The sequence below is a fragment of the Mesorhizobium sp. M0590 genome (genome assembly GCF_040320905.1).
Lineage (GTDB): Bacteria > Pseudomonadota > Alphaproteobacteria > Rhizobiales > Rhizobiaceae > Mesorhizobium.
This window is the reverse complement of the sequence record NZ_JAMYQN010000021.1, coordinates 29,522-51,611: the sequence shown is the minus strand read 5'-3', so window position 1 is coordinate 51,611 and position 22,090 is coordinate 29,522. Positions and strand designations below refer to the sequence as shown.

Sequence of the window (22,090 nt, the reverse complement as noted above, 5' to 3'; positions counted from 1 at the left end):
TCAACCCTTCTTGCGGGTCGTGGCCGCAAGGCTGAGCAGCCCATTGGGCAGAAACAGCATCAGCACGATCATCAAGGTCGAGTAGATCAGAAGCTGGAACCGGCCAGTCTGGAACAGGAGGTCCCAGCCGAAATAAAGCACCAGCGTGCCGAGCATCGGCCCGAATACGTAGCCGAGCCCGCCGAGGAAGCAGTTCAGCATGAAGTTGACAGAGTCGGTGACCGTGAAGCTCGACGGATAGATCGACTGCGAGATGGCGGCGAAGATCGCACCGGCGACGCCGCCGAAGAAGGACGAGACGGCATAGGCTATGACGCGCAGATAGGCGATATTGACGCCGATCGACGAGGCCAGATCTTCGTTCTGCTGGAGCGACTGGCAGAGCTTGCCGACGCGCGAATGAACCAGCCGGTACACCACCGCGAAACAGACCAGCATAAGCGCGACCGCCAGCAGGTAGAAGGCCAGCCGAGAATTATGCAACGTGGCGAAATCCGGGATGATGGTGAGGCCCAGAATCGTGAGCGCCCCAGGCAGCGGGATGCTGACCATGCCCTTGGCACCGTTGGTGATCGGCAGCGCCAGCGCCAGAAGCCGCGCAACCTCGGTCAGCACCAGCGTCACCATGGCGAAGTAGACGCCGCGTAGGCGCAGGATCGGCAGGCCGATAAGCACGCTTGCGGCCGCGCAAAACAGGCCGGCGACCGGCAGCGTCAGCCAGAACGACCAGCCATAGGTCACCACAAGTATGGCCGAGACGTAGCCACCCATCAGCGCATACGCGCCCTGGCCGATATTGATCCGGCCGATGTAGAAAGTGAGCCACACGCCGGCACTGGCGATGCTAAGCAACGCCACCGAGGTGAGCGTGTAATAGAGGTCGATCCGGCCGCTGGCCGAGATCAGAACCGGCACGGCGATGAAGACGATCGCCAGAAAGGCGGCAACCGGGGCGATTTTCACGCTACGCGTCATGGCACCATCAACCCCACGGCTTGCCCATCAGCCCGTTGGGGCGGATCGACAGGAACACCATCAGCGCGGCGAAGATGACGAGGTAAGTGACGTCGCCATATTGGCGCAGCACGGTGAGGCCGACCGACTCCATCATGCCAAGGATGAAGCCGCCGGCGATCGCACCGCCGACAACGCCGGCGCCGCCGATCATCACCATCATGAAGGCCTTGATCGAGATCGGCCCGCCGATGCCGGAATTGACGCCAGTGATGGTGACCAAAAGACCGCCGACGATGCCCGCCAGCATGGCGCCCATGGCGAAGCCGATCATCGAATAGCGATCGACCTGAACGCCCATCAATTGGGCGGCGACCCGATCCTGGGCCAGCGCCCGCATGGCTCGCCCGACCCTGCTGTACTGCATGTAGAGGACAAAGGCCGCGATGAAGACCAGTGCGAGCACGCCGACGACCATACGGTCATAGGGCATGATGATGCCGCCCTCGTTGAACACGCCCTTGACGATCTTGGGGACACCGCGCTGTTTTTCACCGAACAACAGCAGGATGACCGCGTCAAAAAAGAATGCCGTTGCCGCCGCGAGCAGCATTGTGCTTTCTTCGCGTAGACTTCGCCTGATGACAGTTCGGAAGAGGAATTTCTCCATCAGCGCGCCGACGACAGCGAGCGTCACGCCGGACGCCAGCAGCGCCACAACAAAAGGCAGCCCGAGTTGTCCGTAGATTGTGTAGGTGATGAACCCGCCCAGCACATACATCTGCCCATGGGCGAAGTTGAGCACGTTCATCAAGGCGAAGATAAGCGTGAGCCCCAGTGCGATCAGTGCATATTGGGCACCGAGGTAGAATCCGTTGGCGATGACCTGTTCCATTGACGCCTTCGATCTTCCGAGAGACCCGGAACATGCTCCGGGCCCCCGGCAACGCGGGAGGAAATAACCGCAGGAACCTAACCCTAATCAACCGAGCCGACGAACAGGGTCTGGAAGGCGCCGTCCTTGTACTCATTGACAACCATCGGCACCGCGAGCTGACGCTTCTGGCCGAAAGAGGTCGTCCCAACATAGCTCAGCTTGGCGTCGCCTTTCAGGTAAGGGTTGGGAGCCGAGAAGGTGTCGATGGTCTTCTTGAACTCCTCGACATTGTCGATTGCCGCCGGATTGGCCTTCAGCGTTTCGAGGATGTATTCGAGCGCATAGACCTTGGTATTGGACTCGTCATTGTATTCGCCGAACATCTTGGTGTAGCGGTCGACGAATTCCTTCATCGTGTCGGAGGCGATTTCCGGCGTGGAGGCGCCACCGACGGAGATGAAGCCGTTGGCGTACTCGCCAGCGCCCTCCTCCAGAACCTTGGCGTCCTGCGCCGTTTCGGTCGAGATCAGGCCCTCGAAACCGAGCTCACGGGCGGCGCGGATGAGCAGCGGCGCATTGGCGGGCGCGACGCCGGATAGCACCAGCAGGTCGGGCTTCAGCGAAACGATCGGCGTGAGCACCGGCGTGAAGTCGCGCGTGTCGTTCTGATAGGTGTCGTTCTGGGCGACAATCTCGAGGCCCAATGCCTTGGCTGCCTCGACGCCACCATCGCGCTGGCTCAACGGATCCGATTCATTGGCGGCAACGAAGGCGATCGTCTTCACCCCCTTTTTTTCCTTGAGATATTTGTAGATCGCCGGGCCCGATTGATAGTTGGCGATCATGCCGAGCACGGCATTCGAGGCAGGCTTCTGATAAAGCGCCTTCGGGAAAGCGTACGGGAAATAAATGATGCCGTTGGCCTCGGCGACCGGACGCACGGCGGCGGCACCGTCATCGACATTCGGGCCGACCACATAGTGGATGCCCTCCTGAGCCATCTTCTCCATGCCGGCGATGGCGCGCTTTGGGTCTTTCTGATCGTCGAAGGTAACGATGTTGACGTTGTAGGTGCTGTCACCGATCTTGACGCCGCCGGTTTCGTTGAGCCAGGCGGCACGCGTCTGCATTGAACGCACATTCGATGTGCCCCAGGCGGCGGCGGAGCCGCTTGTGACACCGACGAATCCGATCTTCAGTTCCTTGTTCTGGGCCTGCACGGACGGGATACCCATGGCGGCGATGGCCAGGGTCGAGACGGCGCCAAGCGCCATCGATTTGAGAGTCGCGCGTCGGTTGATCATTCTGCATTCCCCTTCTGGTTATCGCGCTTTGTGTTTTGCTCATCGGCTGCGCGGATGCCTTAAAGGGAAACCTGGATTGGAAAATTGTCAACATTATTCTTCATTTTCGTATACAATCGTGCGCAAGGTGTGCGAAGGAACGCTTGCGGATTTAGCGTCCGATGCTGTCGTACTGTCCACCACCCGCACCCTCGTCGCGCTATGCCGACGTCGATTTGCCGTCGAGGAGGCCAACAGGGTCTCTTGCGACTCTCCCGCCCGGAGCGGCGGCGACTCTGATTTCCGCCTAGGTAGAGAGGAAGAGGTGACGAAGCCGAGCGAACGCAGCGCGCGGATTAGGTCGCGAGCGATTGCAGAACGCCGGGGTCGGTAGGAGATGCTGCGGCTGACGTCCATCGGAACGAGCGAAGCGACGGGTCGTCAACGTTCTCAAGGAGATGATACCGCTGAGATTGCTGTTCGCTTCGTTTCCGACCTGGCCAGCGTTACACGCTCGGCCCAATGATGCGATCGTTGCTGGCGATCCCCAGGAGATCATTAAGGTGATCGATGCGTGGACGTTCGCCTGTGATATCCTCGAGGAAGCGCAATTGGATGTTGATCGCCACGGAAGGCGGATAACAGCTTGCACTTCGCTAGGTCATTGGCGCTCCATTTCCACCTCTGTCTCTAGACTTTCGATGTCGCGGGAGATCGAAGCGACAGCCAGCGTGCGCCCTTTGCGCTTGAAGCGCAGCAGGCAATCTTTGGCAATGATGTCTCCATCGACCGCGATCTCGTCCCATTGTCCGGCATGACCGACATAGTTGATGGGAATATCGTAATGCTGGCTCCAAAAGAACGGCACGGCGACGAATTTCTCGCGATGGCCGAGTATGTTGAGTGCTGCGGTTTGCCCCTGCCTCTCTGCTACCACCCAATGCTCGACCCGAATGTTCTCGCCAGTGTGAGGATCGGGCCACCGCGCAATGTCACCGGCGGCGAAGATCCCTGGCGCGCTCGTCTCCAGAAACGCGTTCACGACGACCCCGTCGTCAACGGTCAGCCCTGCCTTCTCGGCAAGCCCAGTCCGCGGTCGCACGCCGATGCCGACGACGACGAAATCTGCCGTCAACGTATTGCCACTACTTAGTTTCACGTTGGTGCCGTCGATGCTGCTCGCGGTATCTTCGAGACGGAATAAGACACCATTCTGCTCATGGAGGGCGCGGATGAAGTCGCCCATTTGCGGACCAAGGACCCGCTCCATGGGCCGTCTCTCCGGTGCCACGACATGAACTTCGATGTCGCGCAAGCGCAGGGCCGCGGCAACTTCCAGGCCAATGAAACTGGCGCCAAGCACGACGGCGCGGCGCGCAGTCGTGGCTCGCTCGATGATCGCCTTGCAATCTGCGAGCGAGCGCAGCGTGTGAACCTGTGGCTGGTCGGCGCCGGGGATAGTGAGGCGGACCGGTTCGGCTCCGGTCGCAAGCAGCAGCCTGTCATAGGGGGTCCGGGCGCCATCAGCGAGTACAACCTCGCCAGAACGTGCATCGATGCTGACGACGTCCGCATTGAGATGCAGATCGATATCGTTCTTTGAGTAGAAGCTCTCCCGGCGGAGCGGGATCCAATCCTCCGGTGCTTTGCCGGCGAGGTAATCTTTGGAAAGATTGGGCCGATCAACGGGTGGCGCTTCGTCGTTGCTGAGCATGACGATGCTGCCATGATAGTGTTCGCGCCGCAGTTTTTCGGCCGCTGCGAAACCGGCCGCGCCGCCGCCGACAATGACGATATTCTCGGGAACCTGGCCGGAGCCTCTATCGCGCTGCTTCGGTGCCGTCCGCTTGCGCTTCTCGCCCACAAATATCCGTTCATCGCGTAGTTCCACCGACCAGCATGCGATTGGATTGAAGGCGGGGGCATGCAAGGCCTCGCCAGTGCGCAAATCGAAGCACGCGTGATGCCACGGACACCGGACAGTATCCCCCACCACAAGACCGTCGACGAGCGGTCCACCGTAATGTGTACATGCCGCCCCGATGGCGAAGACCTCAGCCCCGCGGCGCACCAGCAGTACCTGCTCGCTGCCACAATGGCCGACGAACTTGCCGCCATCGGGAAGATCGGCGAACGCGACGCCCTGGACCAGATCCGGCCCGTCTAATTTGGAATGACCTTCAGCCATTTTCTTCTCCCTTGGCGATACAGTGTCAAATCGCCTGGACGGCTAAGAAGCGGGAAATCTTCAGGTCCGCCGGCCTCGGAATACCTTCCGCCTGGCTAGTGCGCCTTCAGGTGCCCGACACCGCTTGTGCCCAAACGTCCGACCACATCATTTGTTGCCAGTGGGCGGCATGCACGCTTGAATTTCCGATCTCGTGCCCTTCGGCGACGAGCTTGCGGCAGCGCCTTTGTCGTCCTTGTGGGTCTGAAGGCCGTGCGCAGCCTAATAGATCGTCTGGCGTGAGGCGCGGCCCGCCAATCGAGCCAGCTTTGGGATGGACCTATCTATGGCGCGTGTAGGGAATGGGGTAAAATAAGCCGACAGCGGGCTCCGAAGGGTCGCAGTTGTTGTGAGTCTCAACGGTCGGAAAGTGCGAGCCAAGTTCAGATGTGTGAGCAGGGATTTGCATAAGTTCGTCCGTTGACTGGAAGACTGCACGAATGCGCCACGCTCGCGCAGCAAATCGATCGGCAGTCCTCGGGAGCCTACCATAAATCAATAAAATCAACGCGATACACCGTGGTTCGCCAATATTGACTTGGCCAACCAAACCAAAATATGATGCTAAGTCATTGATAAATAACGACAATGGTGGGCCCGGAGGATGCGCCAAAAACATTGATTTCATTGGCGCGCCCGGCAAGGCTTGAATACAGGACGAATTCCACTTTGAAGCTGGTACGCCGACAATCTATTCAGCGGCCTCAGCGACCTGCACTGGGATGTAATTCAGGATGGGCCCGAGCCACTGCTCGACCTCCGAAATTGACATGTCTTTGCGCCGTGCATAGTCCTCCACCTGATCGCGCTCGATCTTGGCCACCCCGAAATAATAGCTTTCCGGATGGGCGAGATAGATGCCGGAGACCGACGAGCCGGGCCACATGGCATAGCTTTCGGTCAAGGTGACCCCTGCGTTGCGTTCGCCGTCGAGCAGCCTGAACAGCGTCGCCTTCTCGGTATGGTCGGGCTGCGCCGGATAGCCGGGCGCCGGCCTGATGCCGCAATAGGGTTCGCCGATCAGATCCTCCGGGGCCAGGTTCTCGTCCGGCGCATAGCCCCACAACTCTTTTCGGACACGCTCGTGCAGCCGCTCGGCGAAGGCTTCGGCGAAGCGGTCGGCGAGCGCCTTCACCATTATCGAGGAATAATCGTCATTGGCCCGCTCGAAGCGCTCGGCGATCGCCACTTCCTCGATGCCGGCGGTCACGATGAAGCCGCCGAGATAATCCGCCTTGCCACTTTCGAGCGGCGCGACGAAATCCGACAGGGCGACGTTGGCCTTGCCGTCGCGCTTGGTCAGTTGCTGGCGCAGCGTGAAGAAGGTCGCCAGCTCTTGCGAACGCGTGTCGTCGGTGAAAAGCCTGATGTCGTCGCCGACGGCATTGGCCGGCCAGAAGCCGATCACGCCCTTCGGTGCGAACCATTGTTCCGCGATGATCTGCTTCAGCACCGCTTGTGCATCCTCGAACAGCTGGCGCGCCGCCGGCCCCTGTGCCTCGTCTTCGAGAATCTTCGGATAGCGCCCCCTCATCTCCCAGGTCTGGAAGAACGGCGTCCAGTCGATGTAGCGGGCGAGTTCGGCGAGGTCCCAGGTCTCGAAAACCTTCAGCCCAAGGAAGGAGGGGTTTTGCGGGACATAGCCCGACCAGTCGATCTTGTGGGCGTTTGCCCTTGCCCTGGCGAGCGGAAGGCGCAGCTTGTCGGCTTCACTACGCGCATGCGCGTCCGCCACCTTGCGGTACTCGGCGCGTACCATATCGACATAGTCGCCCTTTGCCTGGTGGGACAGCAATGACGAGACGACGCCAACGGCGCGGCTGGCATCTGTGACGTAGACCGTCTGGCCGCGCTCATAGCGCGGGTGGATCTTGACCGCCGTGTGAACGCGGCTGGTCGTCGCCCCGCCAATCAGCAACGGAATGTCGAAACCTTCGCGCTCCATTTCGGAGGCGACATGCGCCATCTCGTCGAGCGACGGCGTGATCAGGCCGGAGAGGCCGATGATGTCGACGTTTTGCTCGCGCGCCGTCCGCAGAATCTTAGTCGCTGGCACCATGACGCCTAGATCGATGATCTCGTAGTTGTTGCAGGCGAGCACGACGCCGACGATGTTCTTGCCGATGTCATGGACGTCGCCCTTGACCGTCGCCATCAGGATTTTTCCGGCGGTCTGGCGTTCGCCGGTGTCGATGCCGTTGGCGGCGTTGGCCAGCTTCTCGGCTTCCATGTGCGGCAGCAGCCCGGCGACCGCCTGTTTCATCACGCGCGCGGACTTGACCACTTGCGGCAGGAACATCTTTCCGGCACCGAACAGGTCGCCGACGACGTTCATGCCGGCCATCAGCGGGCCCTCGATGACATGGAGCGGCCGCTCGGCGGCAAGCCGCGCCTCGTCGGTATCGGCGTCGATGAACTCGGTGATGCCGTTGACCAGCGCATGCGAAATGCGCTTGTCGACAGTCCACTCCCGCCAGGCGAGATCGCGTTCCTTGGCCTCCTTGCCGGCGGTTCCCTTGAAGCGCTCGGCAAGTTCCAGCATCCGCTCGGTGGCGCTGCCGCCGCCCGCCGGCTGGCGGTTGTTGACGACGTCCTCGCAGGCTTCGCGCAGTTCCGGATCGATCGATTCGTAGACTGCAAGTTGGCCGGCATTGACGATGCCCATGTCCATGCCGGCCTGGATGGCGTGGTAGAGGAACACGGCATGCATGGCCTCGCGCACCGGTTCGTTGCCGCGAAACGAGAAGGACAGGTTCGAGACGCCACCCGAAATGTGGACGTGAGGTAGGGTCTGGATGATTTCCCGCGTCGCCTCGATGAAGTCGACCCCGTAATTGTTGTGCTCGTCGATGCCGGTGGCGATGGCGAAGATGTTCGGGTCGAAAACGATGTCTTCCGGCGGGAAGCCGGCCTGCTCGGTCAGGAGCTTGTAAGCGCGGGTGCAGATGGCGACTTTTCGCGCCTGCGTGTCCGCCTGGCCTTCCTCGTCGAACGCCATGACGACGACCGCCGCGCCATACGCGCGGACGAGTTTCGCATGGTGGAGAAAAGCTTCCTCGCCTTCCTTCATCGAGATGGAATTGACCAGCGGCTTGCCCTGCACGCATTTCAAGCCAGCCTCGATGATCTCCCATTTCGAACTGTCGATCATCACCGGTACGCGGGCGATATCTGGCTCGGCGGCGATCAGGTTGAAATACTCGACCATCGCCTTCTTCGAATCGATCAGGCCCTCGTCCATGTTGATGTCGATGATCTGGGCACCGTTGGAGACCTGATCGCGCGCGATGTCGAGGGCGGCAGGGTAGTCGCCGGCGGTGATCAGTTTCCTGAATTTCGCCGAGCCGGTGACGTTGGTGCGCTCGCCGACATTGACGAACGGAATTTCCTTGGTGAGCGTGAAGGGTTCCAGACCTGACAGGCGCATTTTGCGCTCGATCTCCGGAATGGCGCGCGGCGGATATTTCCTCACTGCCGCTGCGATGGCGCGGATGTGATCCGGCGTCGAGCCGCAGCAGCCGCCGACGACATTGACCAGTCCCTCGCGCGCAAAACCCTCGATCTGCGCCGCCATGAATTCCGGGCTCTCGTCGTAGCGGCCGAACTCGTTGGGTAGGCCGGCATTGGGATAGGCACAGGTGAAGGTGTTGGCGACGCCGGAAATCTCGGCGACATGTGCGCGCATGGCGTTGGCGCCGAGCGCGCAGTTGAGGCCGACCGTGAACGGACTGGCGTGGCGGATCGAATGCCAGAAGGCCGTCGGTGTCTGGCCCGACAGCGTGCGGCCCGACAGGTCGGTGATCGTGCCTGAGATCATGACCGGAAGATGCACGCCCTTTTCGAGGAAGATCTCGTTGCAGGCGAAGATCGCCGCCTTGGCGTTCAGCGTGTCGAAGATCGTCTCGATCAGGATGATGTCGGCGCCGCCGTCGATCAGGCCGCGCAACTGCTCGCCATAGGCGATGCGCAGATCGTCGAAGTTGACGGCGCGATAGCCGGGGTTGTTGACGTCCGGCGACATCGAGGCGGTGCGGTTGGTCGGTCCCAGCGCGCCGGCGACGAAGCGTCGCTTGCCGTCTTCCTGTTGGGCGCGAATGCACGCCCGCCGCACCAGACGGGCACCGTCCCGGTTCAGGTCATAGACCGCATCCTCCATGCCGTAATCGGCCTGGGCGATCGACGTGGAGGAGAAGGTGTTGGTCTCGATGATGTCGGCGCCGGCAATCGCGTACTGGTAGTGGATTTCCTCGATCGCTTTCGGCTGCGTCAGGATCAGCAGGTCGTTGTTGCCCTGTTGATGGCAGGCGCAGCCGACGAACTTGTCGCCGCGGAACTGTTCCTCGTTGAAGCCATGCCCCTGGATCTGCGTGCCCATCGCGCCGTCGAGGATGAGGATTCGTTCGCGCGCGGCCGATTCCAAGGCAGAACGAATCTCCGATCCATCCGCCTTGGCGACAACGAGTCCGAAAAGGGAATCCAAGGAGGATTCAGAATGCACCACGGTGAGCCTCGGCTTCCAAGATCACACACCGTGACATAAACATATCTTTATGTCAAAATATGATGTGCTCATCGTAACCTTTGATACGTCATGGCAGGCATCACGCTGGTCATTAGCCCCACTGCCAATGCGGCAAGGCCTATTCCGAGTTCATGTCTCATCTTTCACTCCTCCAAAGAATCTTGAATGTCAGTCCGTCATTTCGCAGTCATGGCAATGTTCCTTCTCGCCAGACCGGAAACCTCCTGGCCATCAAAGGCATTGTGGGGGCCCCGCCTCCGCGATTTCCTCCAATCGGCCCGGTGGCGCCTCCCGGCTTGATCCAAATTTAAGACGCCAGCGCACGGGCACTGGCCCTATGAAGATTCATCGCTTTTCGTGCCCGCACCCGAACAGAAAACTCCCCTCAGGTGCTGGCCTTGGGAGGCAACATTTTCTGCTGTTTCGAATTGCCGGCTTGGTCTCAACTCACGGACCGAGTTGGCCATATTCATGCGAACGAGCACAGAAGAGCGCTATCAGCCCATCTGTCGCGAAGAGGGGAGAAATTGGATCAGGGCAAGTTAATTTCCTCCTCCACGTTTCGCTGGTGGCAGCGTTATATGTTGTTCTTAGCCACAAATTAAACGGTACGGGAATTCTGTCAGGCCAAAAAACCCGCCGAGGCAGCGGCCCCGGGATTCCGCGTATTATCCTCGGCATATTTGCGTGGATGATGCTCGATCCGGTTAGGAGTTGCCGTGCGCACAAGCATTGGTTGCGCCGTCGAGGACCTTGACATTTGTCACGATGGGGGCATTTTTGTTGTCCTTGTCAACATTTATAGAGTCGCCAGTACCCAGGAGGAAACAGCCGATGCGCAGATTGGGCATTCATTCGTTCGTATGGACCGGCGGTGGCACTCAGGCCATGCTTGAAGAAGCGATGGAGAATTCGGCTGCGTGCGGTTACCGGCTGATCGAGTTTGCGTATCTTCAACCCGAAAAGTTCGACATCCATCGCCTCGCCAAGAAGGCTCAGTCGTTAGATCTCGAAATCGCCGTCACCATGGGCCTGCCCTTGGGCGCCGATGTGTCGAGCGAGGACGGCGCTGTCGTGAAGGCAGGTGAGGAATTACTCGCGAATGCAGTCGCGGCGGTGCGGGACATCGGCGGCACCAAGCTCGGGGGCATTCTCTATTCCGCGCATACGAAATACTCGATAATGCCGAGTGATCGCGGCCGCAAGAACAGCATTGCAGCCATTGCCAAGACGGCTGACGCAGCAAAGAAGGCCGGCGTCGATCTGGTCCTGGAGGTCGTCAACCGGTTCGAGACGAATCTCTTGAACACGGCGGCTCAGGGCCTCGACTTCATCAAGGCGACCGGCTCCGATCACGTCACGCTCCATCTCGACACGTTTCATATGAACATCGAAGAGGCCAATCCAGCGGCGGCCATTCGTCTGGCCGGCGACAAGATCGGCTATTTTCACATCGGCGAAAGCAATCGCGGCTACCTCGGCGATGGAGTGATCGATTTCGATCGCATCTTCGACGCGTTGCTAGACATCGGCTATAACCGCGACATCACCTTTGAATCGTTCTCCAGCGCCGTGGTCGATGAGGGTCTGTCCCTCGCATGCGCCATATGGCGCGATACCTGGACCGAGAACATGCCGTTGGCAAAGCACGCCAAGGCCTTCATCGACCTGAAAATGCAAGAGGCGGTTCGTCGGCGAACGACGAATGCCCGTCCATAAGTCGAGGACAATCTGATTATGCGGCAGTGCGGACCCTCTGCCTAAGGCGCCCTGCTCCGCGGTCTTCAGCGCTGTAGTGCTGCGGTTTTTTCGCTGTTCATCGGCAGCCTCGGATCCGTGAGACAGAAGCTTCGGGGGATGCGTGTTCAATAAGATCGCGCCAGTTGCTGCACGCCTGCGCGGCGTGTACCAAGTGAGCGCGTTGTGGTTGCGTTCGGCTTGCGGACCGCAGGTAACCTGGAGAGACCTAAGTGAATGACCCGGCGCTGACCGCCAGTTCAAATCGCAGGATTCGACAAAACAATGAAGTGGCGGCTCTAAGAGCCCTTCATCAATTTGGACGTCTCACTCGAGCCGAACTCGCGCGCAAGTTACGGCTTAACCGCTCTTCGTCGGGGCATATCATCGCGAGCCTGACGGCTGACGGTCTGGTGCGCGAAGCAATTGAGGATCTGCCTGAACAAGCGGGCTATGCCCGAGCCGGCCGTCCCGGCATCATGCTGGAGCTTGTGCCGGATGCTATTTTCTTCCTTGGGGTCGAGATCGGTGTCGAGCATATCTGTACGGTAGAGATCGATCTTGGAACCAATATCGTTTCGACGAATGTGGAACCGTTTGATGGTCCGTCGATCAACGTAGAGGCCGCGGTCGACCGCGCCGTGAGGCTGGCTCTCCAATCTATTCCTGTGTCAAAACTGGAGCGATGTGAAGGCGTTGGCGTATCAACCCCGGCGCAAATGGATAAGAATGGCTTCGTCCACTTTGCGCCGCTTCTCGGCTGGCGAAATGTTCACCTTGCAAAGCTGGTGAGAGACGCCCTGCCGATTCGTGTTCCGGTCCTTGCCGAGAACGATGCCAACGCATTCGCGATCGGCGCGACTTACGGGCGCAGCGAGGTGCATTCCGGCGTCACGCTTTTTCTCGTTATGGAGAGCGGTGTCGGCGGCGGCATTATCGTTGACGGCAGCCTTTTTCGCGGCGCCAACGGGCTGGCGGGGGAGATTGGGCACTTGATTATCAGCGACGTGCCAGGCCCGCGCCGCAATCTCGAACAACTAATCGGCCTTGAAAACATTATGGCCGAGTATCGCAAGACCTCCGCCCTCAGTGATCCGACATTCGGCAACTTCCTTTCCGATGTCCAAAACCGGTTGCCTAGCGCTGTCTCAATAGCCGAGGACTGGGCAAGGGCTTTGGCAATAGGCCTGGTGCAGACTTGCCGAATCATCGACGCCGACAAGATCGTGCTGGGCGGTTCGGTCGCCGCACTCTATCCCTTGATGGCTGCCAGGGTCGCTGCACACATCCATGCCATACAGGAATCCAGTTTCCCGCTCCCATCGATCACAATGAATGATGAAGGAACTGTCGGTTCCGCTTTCGGTGCGGCCTGCATGTTACACCAGCGATATTTGTCTCTGCAAAGTCAGCGTTTCGCCGACGGTACGGCGGAACTCGAAGGGGCAGAGGAAGACGAAGGCTAATATCAGGTTCGGCACTGCGAACCGATGCTGCTGCTACCTGTCTGATCGCGATTTAGAACGCCATTGTGGCGTGTCCGTCTCGATTGATTAATATGTTGCATAAAGCTACAAACACAATTAATGTAGCCTCTGGGAGGAGCATCGCGCATTCCCATCGTGGCCGTCTCGGGTTGTCGTTCGCTGTGGAGCGAGCGGCCGCAACCTCCAGGCGCGTGCTCCAGTCAAAAGATGTGCGCTAGCCGAGTTGTATGATGCCCGCAGATGCGATTTTAAGTCAGACCAAGCTCGCACCCGACGCACTAGGGCCGACGGTGGTCATCGGCGAGATCCTGGTGGAGATCATGGCTAAAAGTCGCGGCGACGGCTTTCTCGAGCCGATAGAGCTTATCGGACCCTTTCCCAGCGGCGCGCCGGCGATTTTCATCGATCAATGCGCCAAGATCGGCGGGTCGGCGGCAATTGTCGCCTCGGTCGGCGATGACGATTTCGGCCGCATCAACATCGAACGGCTCCGGTCTGACGGCGTGGACGTATCGGCCATCTCGGTCAGCCAGGATTATCCGACCGGAAGCGCGTTTGTTCGCTATCGCAATGACGGCTCGCGCGACTTTGTCTTCAACATCGGAAAATCGGCGGCGGCCCTGGTGAGCCTGACGGTTGAAGCGAAGGCGCTCTTCGAGCGGGCTGGACACCTCCACGTCATGGGTAGCGCTTTTGCCATCCCGGGTATCTGGGAGACGATGGATTATGCCATCGGCGTCATCAAGCGGCGCGGCGGCTCCGTTTCACTTGACCCGAACTTGCGCAAGGAATTGCTCGGGCTCGGGCAGACGCAGGAGCGCTTCGCCAAGCTCGTCGATGTCGCCGACCTTATCCTGCCCTCCGGCGACGAATTGTTCATGGCAGCTGGAGTTGATGGTGAATCTGCCGCGGTCATCGCGCTCTTTGGGCGCAGTGTGACAGAGATTGCGCTTAAACGCGGCGAACACGGATCAACATTCTTCGGTGCTGACGGCTCGCGGATTGATTGCTCGGCGTTCAGGGTTGCGGAAATTGATCCGACGGGCGCTGGCGACTGTTTCGGCGGCGCTTACGTCGCTTGCCGCCGTCTCGGCATGCCTGTGTTCAAAGCCCTAGAGTATGCCAATGCCGCGGGCGCCCGCAACGTTACTATTCAAGGTCCGATGGAAGGTGCCGCCTCGCGTCGGCAGCTTGACGAATTCATCGCCGTGACCCCGAGAAACGCTCGATGACCGGTCTCCTCAAAAGCCTGGCGGCGGCGCGGCGCAATGGTTCGCCGATAGGCGTCACGTCTGTCTGCTCAGCGCATCCATTGGTCATTCGGGCAGCAGCGCGCAATGCTGCACGCTTCTCCGACATGCTTGTGATCGAAGCAACCTGCAACCAGGTCAACCAGTTCGGTGGCTACACCGGAATGCTGCCCAGCGATTTTGTTCGTCTCGTCCAGCACATATCGGCAGAAGAAAAGCTTCCGATGGAAAGGATCATCTTCGGTGGGGATCACCTTGGGCCAAATCCGTGGCGCGGGGAACATGCCGGCGCAGCGATGGCGAAGGCAGAAGAGATGGTCACGGCGTACGTGTCGGCCGGCTTCCGAAAGATCCACCTCGATGCTTCGATGGGATGCGCCGGCGAGCCTGCCGCGCTCGACGACGCCAGAACGGCGGAGCGTGCAGCGCGGCTGGCCTTGGCGGCAGAGCACGCGGCGCGCGCCGCAGGAGATGAGGCCCCGGTCTACATCATCGGCACCGAGGTGCCGACGCCCGGCGGCGCCAACCATGCAATCAGCGACATTGAGCCGACCAGCGTAGCGGCGGCGACGCACACGATCGATGTTCATCGCGACCTGTTCCTGAAGCAAGGCTTGGCCGATGCGTTCTCACGCGTCATCGCACTGGTGGTCCAGCCCGGTGTGGAGTTTGGCAATGAGAATGTGGTTCTTTACGATTCCGCCAGGGCACGCGGGCTGACGCGGCTGCTCGAGCAGGAGCCTGGCCTGGTCTACGAGGCGCATTCAACCGACTACCAGGGACGAACATATTTGCGCCAATTGGTCGAGGACGGCTTCCCGATCCTGAAAGTGGGGCCGGAATTGACCTTCGTCCTGCGTGAGGCGCTCTACGCGCTGGACCTTATCGCGACCGATCTTTTGCCTGACTACGGAGCCCGTCCACTCTATCAGGCCATGGAGCGATTGATGCTGGCCAAACCCGGCAATTGGCAGGGCCACTATCACGGCTCGGAAGCCGAACAGCGCATCCAGCGCCACTACTCGTTCTCGGACCGCATCCGGTATTACTGGAACCAGCCGGAGGCGGAAGCAGCGGTCGCGAGCCTGACCGCGGCCCTGCACGGCAAGACGGTGCCGCTCACGCTGTTTCGCCAGCATCTGCCCGCATTCGAGGCGTTTGCAGGCAAACCGCTCGAGCCTACCTCGTTACTGATCGCCTCGATCCAGCGCAGCCTGGACGAGTACCGCTTCGCCTGCACGGGCGAGGCACTCAACACCGAAAGCAACCCGACGGCTGGAGGACGAAGATGAGCGAACAACTCTCTGGAAAGGTCATTGCAATCACGGGCGCGGCATCGGGTACCGGCCTTGCTTGTGTCCGTGGTTGTCTCGATGCTGGCGCGCGGGTGGTCCTGATCGACTATGCGGATGAGAAACTGCGCAGCCTGGCTGCTGATCTCGGCGAGAACGCGATTCCTTTGAGGGTGGATCTCACCAATCCGGAAAGCGTGGCAGGCATGATGCCCGGCATTCTGGACAAGGTCGGTCACCTCGACGCCTTCCATGCCAATGCCGGCGCCTATATCGGCGGCGATTTCATTGATGGTGATCCGGACGCCTTTGACCGGATGCTGAACCTGAACGTCAATGCCGTATTCCGAACGGTCCATGCGGTCCTGCCGTACATGATCGAGCGGGGCACGGGAGACATTGTCGTCACCAGTTCCGTTGCCGGCCATACCGCAATACCATGGGAGCCGATCTACACCGCTTCCAAGCACGCAGTTCAAGCGTTCGTCCATGCGCTGAGGCGACAGGTGGCGAAGCACGGCATCCGTGTCGGCGCGATCGCCCCCGGACCGGTACTGACGCCCCTCGTCGCCGACTGGCCGAAGGAGAACCTCGACCGGGCGATGGCGGCCGGAAATCTGTTTGAGCCGAAGGAAATTGCCGAAGTCCTGCTGTTCATGCTGACCCGGCCGAGAACGGTGACAATTCGCGATATCGTCATTCTGCCGACCAACTTCGACATTTGACACGTAGCGTCTCGGCATCGAAATTCGGGGAGGTAGGCCATGTATCAAGCGCGCTTCAGGGTGGACAACGAGATCGCCGTGGTGACCGGCGGAGGCAGAGGTATTGGCCTCGCATGCGCCGAAGCGTTGGGCGAGTCCGGAGCGCATGTGGTCATCATAGAGCCCGACGAGCAGATCGGCAGTGCTGGCAGGGATGCACTGACTGCGAAAGGCTACTCGGCCGAGCTGATGCTCGGTGACGTCACTTCGTCAACAAGGATGAGCGAGATTGCTGACACGCTCGCCACTCGTGGCACGCCGGCTTCGATTCTCGTCAACAATGCCGGCGTCGGCAGCAGCGGCATTTCGTCGGAAGATATCAGTGATGAACTCTGGCTGTGGATGATGAACGTCAACATCAACGGCGTCTTCTGGTGCTCGCGCGCTTTCGGCCGCCACATGATCGCGGCCGGCCGCGGTCAATCGTCAATCTGGGTTCCATGTCGGGCACGATCTGCAACCGGCCGCAGCCGCAAACACCTTACAATGTCTCCAAGGCGGCCGTGCATCACATGACCGGCTCGATCGCCGCCGAATGGGCGCCTCATCGCGTGCGGGTTAACGCGGTGGCGCCAACCTACATCGAAACGCCGATGGTCCTGGCGATTCCGGAAAACGCGCCGCGTATAGAAGCGTGGTTGCGAGACACGCCAATGGGCCGCATGGCCAGGCGCACGAAGTCGCCAGCGCTGTCCTGTTCCTCGCTTCCGACGCGGCCAGTTTGATGACCGGAGCCGTCGTACCCGTCGATGGGGGATTTACGTGCTGGTAGGACCGTAGCAGCCAAGAGTTTCCTCCCGGTCACTTCTCTCACCGAAGCTCGAGCTCGAGAAGGTGGATGCGGCTTCGGCCGCCGGCACATCGCCTTAGGTAACCTCGGCGCCGATCGCAGCCAGCGCGAACCACGTCGAAATCCTTGTCCCCAACCAACAGTCGAGCCGCCCGCCAGGCACCGCCGACCAATGTAGATCGGCAATCTGTCAGCAAAATTAATGACGCCTCCGCACGGGCGACGCTGGCCGAGCCCTGCTTCGAACGGTCATGCCGCCGCTGGGCAGTTCGCAGTCTCGCCGCGACTACCAGAAGGCTTGTATGCGCCCATTGCGATGGCGCGCACCTCCAGCGGTGTAGTCGAGCAGAGTCGCCTGGTCGTGGACTAATGACCTCGACGGATCTGTAGGATTTGCGCACGCCGCTCAGCTTGAGCTCAGCCATGGCTTGCCTCCCGGGCACCGGCACGTTTGGTCGTGTCGTTGTTGTTTTCGTCATCTTGCGCCATCGCCAGCGGCGCGCCTGGTTCGCCTTCCCACAGGATCAGGCTGGCGGCGCCGATCAGTCCGGCCTGATTGCCGAGTTGCGCCGGCACGATGGGTACGTCCCGGTAGGCGGGCATCGCCCGCTGCTCGACGACCGCCCTGATGCTTGGAGCCAAGAGGTCGAAACCGTTGGCGAGACCGCCACCCATTACGATCAGGTCCGGCGAATAGAGATGAAGCAGATTGGTGAAGCCGATGCCCAGCCAATTCGCCTCCGCCTCGATGAGTGTGCGCGCGCGCCCGTCGCCTGCACGCGCGGCATCGACCACGTGCCTGGCCGAGATGTCGCCGTCGGCCGAAAGGCGCCGCAGCAGCGAGCCGTCGCCCGGCGCCGTCAGCGCCGTGGCGCGCCGCCCGAGCGCGGTTCCGGAGGCGACCGCCTCGAAGCAGCCGACGGCGCCGCAGAAGCAGCGGTCTCCTTCGCCGGTGATGGTCATGTGGCCGATCTCGGCCGCCAGCCCGCGCCGGCCATGATAGACGTGACCCTCGGCAACGACGCCACCGCCAATGCCAGTCGACACAGTGACGAACACCATCGACCCGGTGCCACGCCCGGCGCCGAAGCGCCATTCGCCGAGTGCTGCGGCATTGGCGTCGTTCTCCAGCCGCACCGGCAGACCGAAATACTTGCCGAGAATGTCGATCAAGGGCACATCGTGCCAGCCAGCCAGTGTCGGCGGTGCGATCACGATCCCGGCCTTGGGGTCGAGCGGCCCCGGTGCGCCGACGCCGATGCCGGCAACCTTGGCCTGTGGGTGCTGTGTCAGAAGGTCCCCGGCCAGCGCGATGATCTGGCCGATCACCGCTTCCGATCCCGCGATCGCCATCGTCGGGGCCGAAACATGGGCGATCACGTGGCCGCCGCTCTCGACCAGCGCGCCGCGCAGCTCCGTTCCGCCGAGATCGAAGGCAAGCGCAACCTTTGTCATCAGGCGGCAATCTCCAGCCCATGCAGCCAGGCCATGCGCTGCGCAAGGTCGGGGTCGCCGAATGCCAGCGATCCGAGCACCACGGTTTCGGCGCCGGCGGCGCGCAGGCGGGGCACCGTTTCGTGGCGGATGCCGCCATCGGCAGCCAAGATGATTTCGTTCTCGCGACCTGCTTTTCGCATCAGCGCCCGTGCCTCGATCAGGCGCGGGCCGGCCTGGTCGGACAGGCTCTGGCCCTTGACGCCGATGGATGTGCCGAGAAGCGTCACGAAAGCCACTTGCGACAGGAAAGGTTTGACCGCGGCCACCGGCGTTTCCAGTCTCAGCACCACCCCGGCCTCGACGCCGAGCTCACGCGCCAGCCGCACGGCGCGTAGGCCGGCCTCGCCGTTTTCCGCATGGACGCTGACAAGATCGGCGCCGGCCTCGATGAATTGGCGCGTCTGCTCCTCGACGATCTCCGCTTCAACCATCAAATGCACATGGATCGGCTTTGCCGTCAGCATGGCAATCCGCGCCACCAGGTCCGGAAAGAACAGGAAGCCGGGGGTGAAGCGGGCGTCCGCGACGTCGATGTGGTGGAGGTCGACAAACGGATCTATGCGCTTCAGGTCGCGCTCCATATTGGCGAGGTCGGCCGACCACAGCGAAAACTCGCCGAGCAGCCGGTTGCGCGGAAGGGCGGCGATGGCAGCGGGGCCGGACAGGGATTTGGTCGTCATAACGGGACAAGGCTCCGGATGTTGAAGTGAGCGTGAACGAAGGTCGTGATCTCAGCCTGCAGCTCGGCGAAATGCCTGACGCTGTCGAGCGCCTTGGGAGAGATTTCCGCAAAGGTCGCGCCGGGGATCGCCGTGGCAAGTGTGCGCGCAGCCGGCAGCGGATGCACCGCATCCATGGCGTTGCCGATGACCAGCGTGGGGACGCCAAGGGCGGCGGCGTTGCTTTCAGAAACGCCCGGTCCGTCGGCGGCGATGTCGGCGAGGACCTGCGCGAATGGCGCGGCGTCCGGCCGGTCGAAATAGCCGAGTAATGAGGCGAGATTGTCGGGCGCGTGGCGCTGCAGGCGCTCGGCGGTTTCCGATTGCGCGAAGATCGTCCTGGCCTTGTCGGGGCCGTGGTCGAGGATGAGGCCGGCGACCTCGGCGATCGGCCGCAGGTTCACCGGCGCGCTGTCGAAAATCCAGGCCGGGCGTACAAGCAGCAGACCCGCGATGCGGTCCGGGTGGCGGCAGGCAAGGCGCAAGGCAATGGCGGCGCCCATGGAAACGCCGCCGGCGACGAAACGGTCGAGACCGGCTTGATCGGCGGCGGCAACAACATCGTCCGCGAACATGCTCAGGGAAAACGGACGGCGGCTGCCCAGTCCGGAGGCGCCGTGCCCGCGGCATTCCAGCGTGATGCGCCGGAAGTCGGCACCGGCCGGGAAAGCCTGGGCGATTTGCGGCTCGCCGCCGCCCAGCCCATGCTGGAAGACGACGGCAAGCCCGTTGCCATTATCAGAAATCCGAAGCGTGGCGTCGTCGCGAAGCAGAGCGGCCAGGCGAGCCATCAGGTCAGCCCCATCAGGAAGCGAGCAACCCCTGGTGCCTCTTCGGCCGAGAGGCCATGTGTGACCAGCGGCCCGTCAAAGCCTGATGACTTCAGCCTGGCGACGAAATCCGGGAAATCGACGACGCCCCTGCCGGCGGTGGCAAAGCGCCCGTCGGCGCAGCGGTCCTTGGCATGCGCCATGGCGACGTGGCCGGCAGTGCGTTCGACGGCGGCGGCCACGATGGCGCTTGCTTCCTCGGGGCTCGCCTGTTCGAACAGGTTGGCCGGATCGAGCACGACGCGCAACCGCTTCGAGCCCATCTCGGCGATGAGGCGCATCGCATCCTGCGCCGAGGTTACGATGTTGGCCTGTTCGGGCTCGATGCCGAGATCGACGCCATGACGCTCGGCGAGTTGAAGCGCCTTTTCGATCTCGCCTGCCATGTCGTCCCATGCCTCACGGTCGGCGTTGTCGGGGTGATACGCCCACTGATCGTCCGCGTTGCGCGTTCCCGTGCACAGGGTGACGAGCGGAACAGCAAGGGACGCCGCGGCCTTGATGACCACGCCAAGCCGGCGCATGCCGTCGTCGCGCACCGCTTTGTCCGGATGGGCCATGTTGTAGGTGCCCGACAGCGCCACCAGGGCGACGCCGGAGGCACCGGATGCTGCCGCGATGGCGCTGATGGCACCCTCAGGTACCGCATGCGGCATCGACGGCAGGCCGGCGCAGGCAAGATTGAACTGGGTGACGGCAAATCCCGCGTCGCGCACCGCCGCCAGCACGCCGGCCGGCTCGCTGCCCGGGAAGGTCCTGGCGAACACCCCGACCTGCATCAGACCGCTCCCGTGACGGCAGCGATCTCGACGCGCAGCCCGCTCTCCACCGAGCGGGCGATCGCCACCATGGCGCGGATCGAGGCGAGGCCGTCTTCGACGTCGGCGCCGCGCCGCGGCGCGCCGTCGAGGACCGTGTTGGCGAGGCCTTCGAGTTGCCGCCTGAAGAAATGGCCGTCGGCGCCAAGCGGCTTTCGCGCCGTCGCATCCTTCTCGTGAAAGATGTCGACCTCGCTCGCTCGGAAATACCAGGGATTGAAGGTCTTTGCGATCACGGAGCCGTTCTCGCCATAGAGTTGAAAGCCTTCGTGCCAGTCCATACGGACGGCGACGGTGAGGTCGAGATGGCCGAGCGCGCCATTGGCGAATTCAGTTTCGACGAACCAGCAATAGGCGCCGAAACGCTCATTGAGGCGGGCGCGCACCGCGACAATCTCGCCGCAGAGGAAGCGTGCTGTATCGACAAGGTGCGAGCCGTGCGCGAGCATGAAATACTGCCTGAGGTCGGCCTTCGGATTGCCGGCCGGCTTCTTTGCCAGCTTGCTGGTGACGGGCAGCGGCTGCACCGCGTCGGTGTTGGTGTAGCGATGCGTGGAATCGCAATACCAGGCCTTCAGCGCCAGGATTTCGCCCATCTCGTCGCGGACGAAATCGCGCGCCGCTTCCAGTGCCGGGTCGAAGCGCTTCATATGTCCGACCTGCAGCACCTTGCCGGAGCGCTTAACCGCATCGGCGAGCGTCTCACCTTCCTCGACCGAGACGCCGATCGGCTTCTCGCACAGCACGTGCTTGCCGGCCTCGAGCGCCTTGATCGACATCGCAACGTGATAGGCGTCCGAGGTCGCAACGATCACCGCTTCCAGCTCAGGGTCGGCGAGCATCTCATCGTAGTCGCCATACATTTTTTCGGGCTCATAAGTCGCGCCCATGCGCGCCAGCAGGTCGGGAGCGGCATCGCAGATCGCATAGAGGTCGGCATTCCTGGCTTTCACGCAGGATTCCAGATGGGCAAATTGCGCGATCGGCCCGCAGCCGAGCACACCGACACGAAGGCGACGGTCTTGCTTGCGCATCATGGTCTC

The 22,090-nt window shown here is 61.6% G+C and carries 15 protein-coding genes and 1 pseudogene; 6 read left to right on the top strand and 10 right to left on the bottom strand.

Annotated features, from left to right (window positions below; genetic code table 11):
* The 5 genes from NKI52_RS26945 to metH form a co-directional block, all read right to left on the bottom strand.
* Nucleotides 1-975, bottom strand: a complete 975-nt coding sequence (locus NKI52_RS26945) for a branched-chain amino acid ABC transporter permease (protein WP_023679425.1) — start codon at nt 973-975, stop codon at nt 1-3.
* A gap of 7 nt (nt 976-982) precedes the next feature.
* Entirely contained in the window at nt 983-1,849 is an 867-nt protein-coding gene (locus NKI52_RS26940) for a branched-chain amino acid ABC transporter permease (RefSeq protein WP_023679424.1), read from the bottom strand.
* Between the two features lie 83 nt (nt 1,850-1,932).
* Entirely contained in the window at nt 1,933-3,135 is a 1,203-nt protein-coding gene (locus NKI52_RS26935; protein WP_352621169.1) for an ABC transporter substrate-binding protein, read from the bottom strand.
* 640 nt (nt 3,136-3,775) lie between these two features.
* Entirely contained in the window at nt 3,776-5,302 is a 1,527-nt protein-coding gene (locus NKI52_RS26930) for an FAD-dependent oxidoreductase (RefSeq protein WP_352647874.1), read from the bottom strand.
* A 730-nt stretch (nt 5,303-6,032) separates the two neighbouring features.
* Nucleotides 6,033-9,842 (bottom strand): methionine synthase, encoded by a 3,810-nt coding sequence (gene metH / locus NKI52_RS26925; RefSeq protein ID WP_352700306.1) that lies wholly within the window; start codon nt 9,840-9,842, stop codon nt 6,033-6,035.
* 855 nt (nt 9,843-10,697) lie between these two features.
* On the opposite strand from metH, the gene NKI52_RS26920 reads away from it, so the two are divergent.
* The 6 genes and pseudogenes from NKI52_RS26920 (at nt 10,698) to NKI52_RS26895 (ending at nt 17,165) form a co-directional block, all read left to right on the top strand.
* A complete protein-coding gene (locus tag NKI52_RS26920) occupies nt 10,698-11,582 on the top strand; it encodes a sugar phosphate isomerase/epimerase family protein (RefSeq protein ID WP_352700321.1) in 885 nt (294 codons plus the stop codon).
* Between the two features lie 251 nt (nt 11,583-11,833).
* Complete coding sequence (locus NKI52_RS26915; RefSeq protein WP_352700305.1) at nt 11,834-13,066, top strand: ROK family transcriptional regulator; 1,233 nt, start codon at nt 11,834-11,836, stop codon at nt 13,064-13,066.
* Nucleotides 13,067-13,317: 251 nt separating this feature from the next.
* Entirely contained in the window at nt 13,318-14,319 is a 1,002-nt protein-coding gene (locus tag NKI52_RS26910) for a tagatose kinase (protein ID WP_352620810.1), read from the top strand.
* Nucleotides 14,316-15,629 (top strand): D-tagatose-bisphosphate aldolase, class II, non-catalytic subunit, encoded by a 1,314-nt coding sequence (locus NKI52_RS26905; protein WP_352700304.1) that lies wholly within the window; start codon nt 14,316-14,318, stop codon nt 15,627-15,629. Before NKI52_RS26910 ends, NKI52_RS26905 begins: the two co-directional genes overlap by 4 nt.
* Nucleotides 15,626-16,354 (top strand): SDR family oxidoreductase, encoded by a 729-nt coding sequence (locus tag NKI52_RS26900; protein WP_352700303.1) that lies wholly within the window; start codon nt 15,626-15,628, stop codon nt 16,352-16,354. The genes NKI52_RS26905 and NKI52_RS26900 overlap by 4 nt, the downstream gene beginning before the upstream one ends.
* 39 nt (nt 16,355-16,393) lie before the next feature.
* Nucleotides 16,394-17,165: pseudogene (locus NKI52_RS26895) on the top strand (SDR family NAD(P)-dependent oxidoreductase).
* A gap of 435 nt (nt 17,166-17,600) precedes the next feature.
* On the opposite strand, the gene NKI52_RS26890 reads toward NKI52_RS26895, so the two are convergent.
* From NKI52_RS26890 to NKI52_RS26870, 5 genes are read right to left on the bottom strand one after another with little or no spacing between them, the layout of a single operon-like run.
* On the bottom strand, nt 17,601-18,638 hold the full coding sequence (locus tag NKI52_RS26890) for an ROK family protein (RefSeq protein WP_352457866.1): 1,038 nt from the start codon (nt 18,636-18,638) through the stop codon (nt 17,601-17,603).
* On the bottom strand, nt 18,638-19,360 hold the full coding sequence (locus NKI52_RS26885) for a ribulose-phosphate 3-epimerase (RefSeq protein ID WP_352524746.1): 723 nt from the start codon (nt 19,358-19,360) through the stop codon (nt 18,638-18,640). Before NKI52_RS26885 ends, NKI52_RS26890 begins: the two co-directional genes overlap by 1 nt.
* Complete coding sequence (locus tag NKI52_RS26880) at nt 19,357-20,190, bottom strand: alpha/beta fold hydrolase (protein ID WP_352700302.1); 834 nt, start codon at nt 20,188-20,190, stop codon at nt 19,357-19,359. Before NKI52_RS26880 ends, NKI52_RS26885 begins: the two co-directional genes overlap by 4 nt.
* Entirely contained in the window at nt 20,190-21,008 is an 819-nt protein-coding gene (locus NKI52_RS26875) for a sugar phosphate isomerase/epimerase family protein (protein ID WP_352700301.1), read from the bottom strand. Before NKI52_RS26875 ends, NKI52_RS26880 begins: the two co-directional genes overlap by 1 nt.
* Complete coding sequence (locus tag NKI52_RS26870) at nt 21,008-22,084, bottom strand: Gfo/Idh/MocA family protein (RefSeq protein WP_352700300.1); 1,077 nt, start codon at nt 22,082-22,084, stop codon at nt 21,008-21,010. Before NKI52_RS26870 ends, NKI52_RS26875 begins: the two co-directional genes overlap by 1 nt.
* Nucleotides 22,085-22,090: the final 6 nt, after the last annotated feature.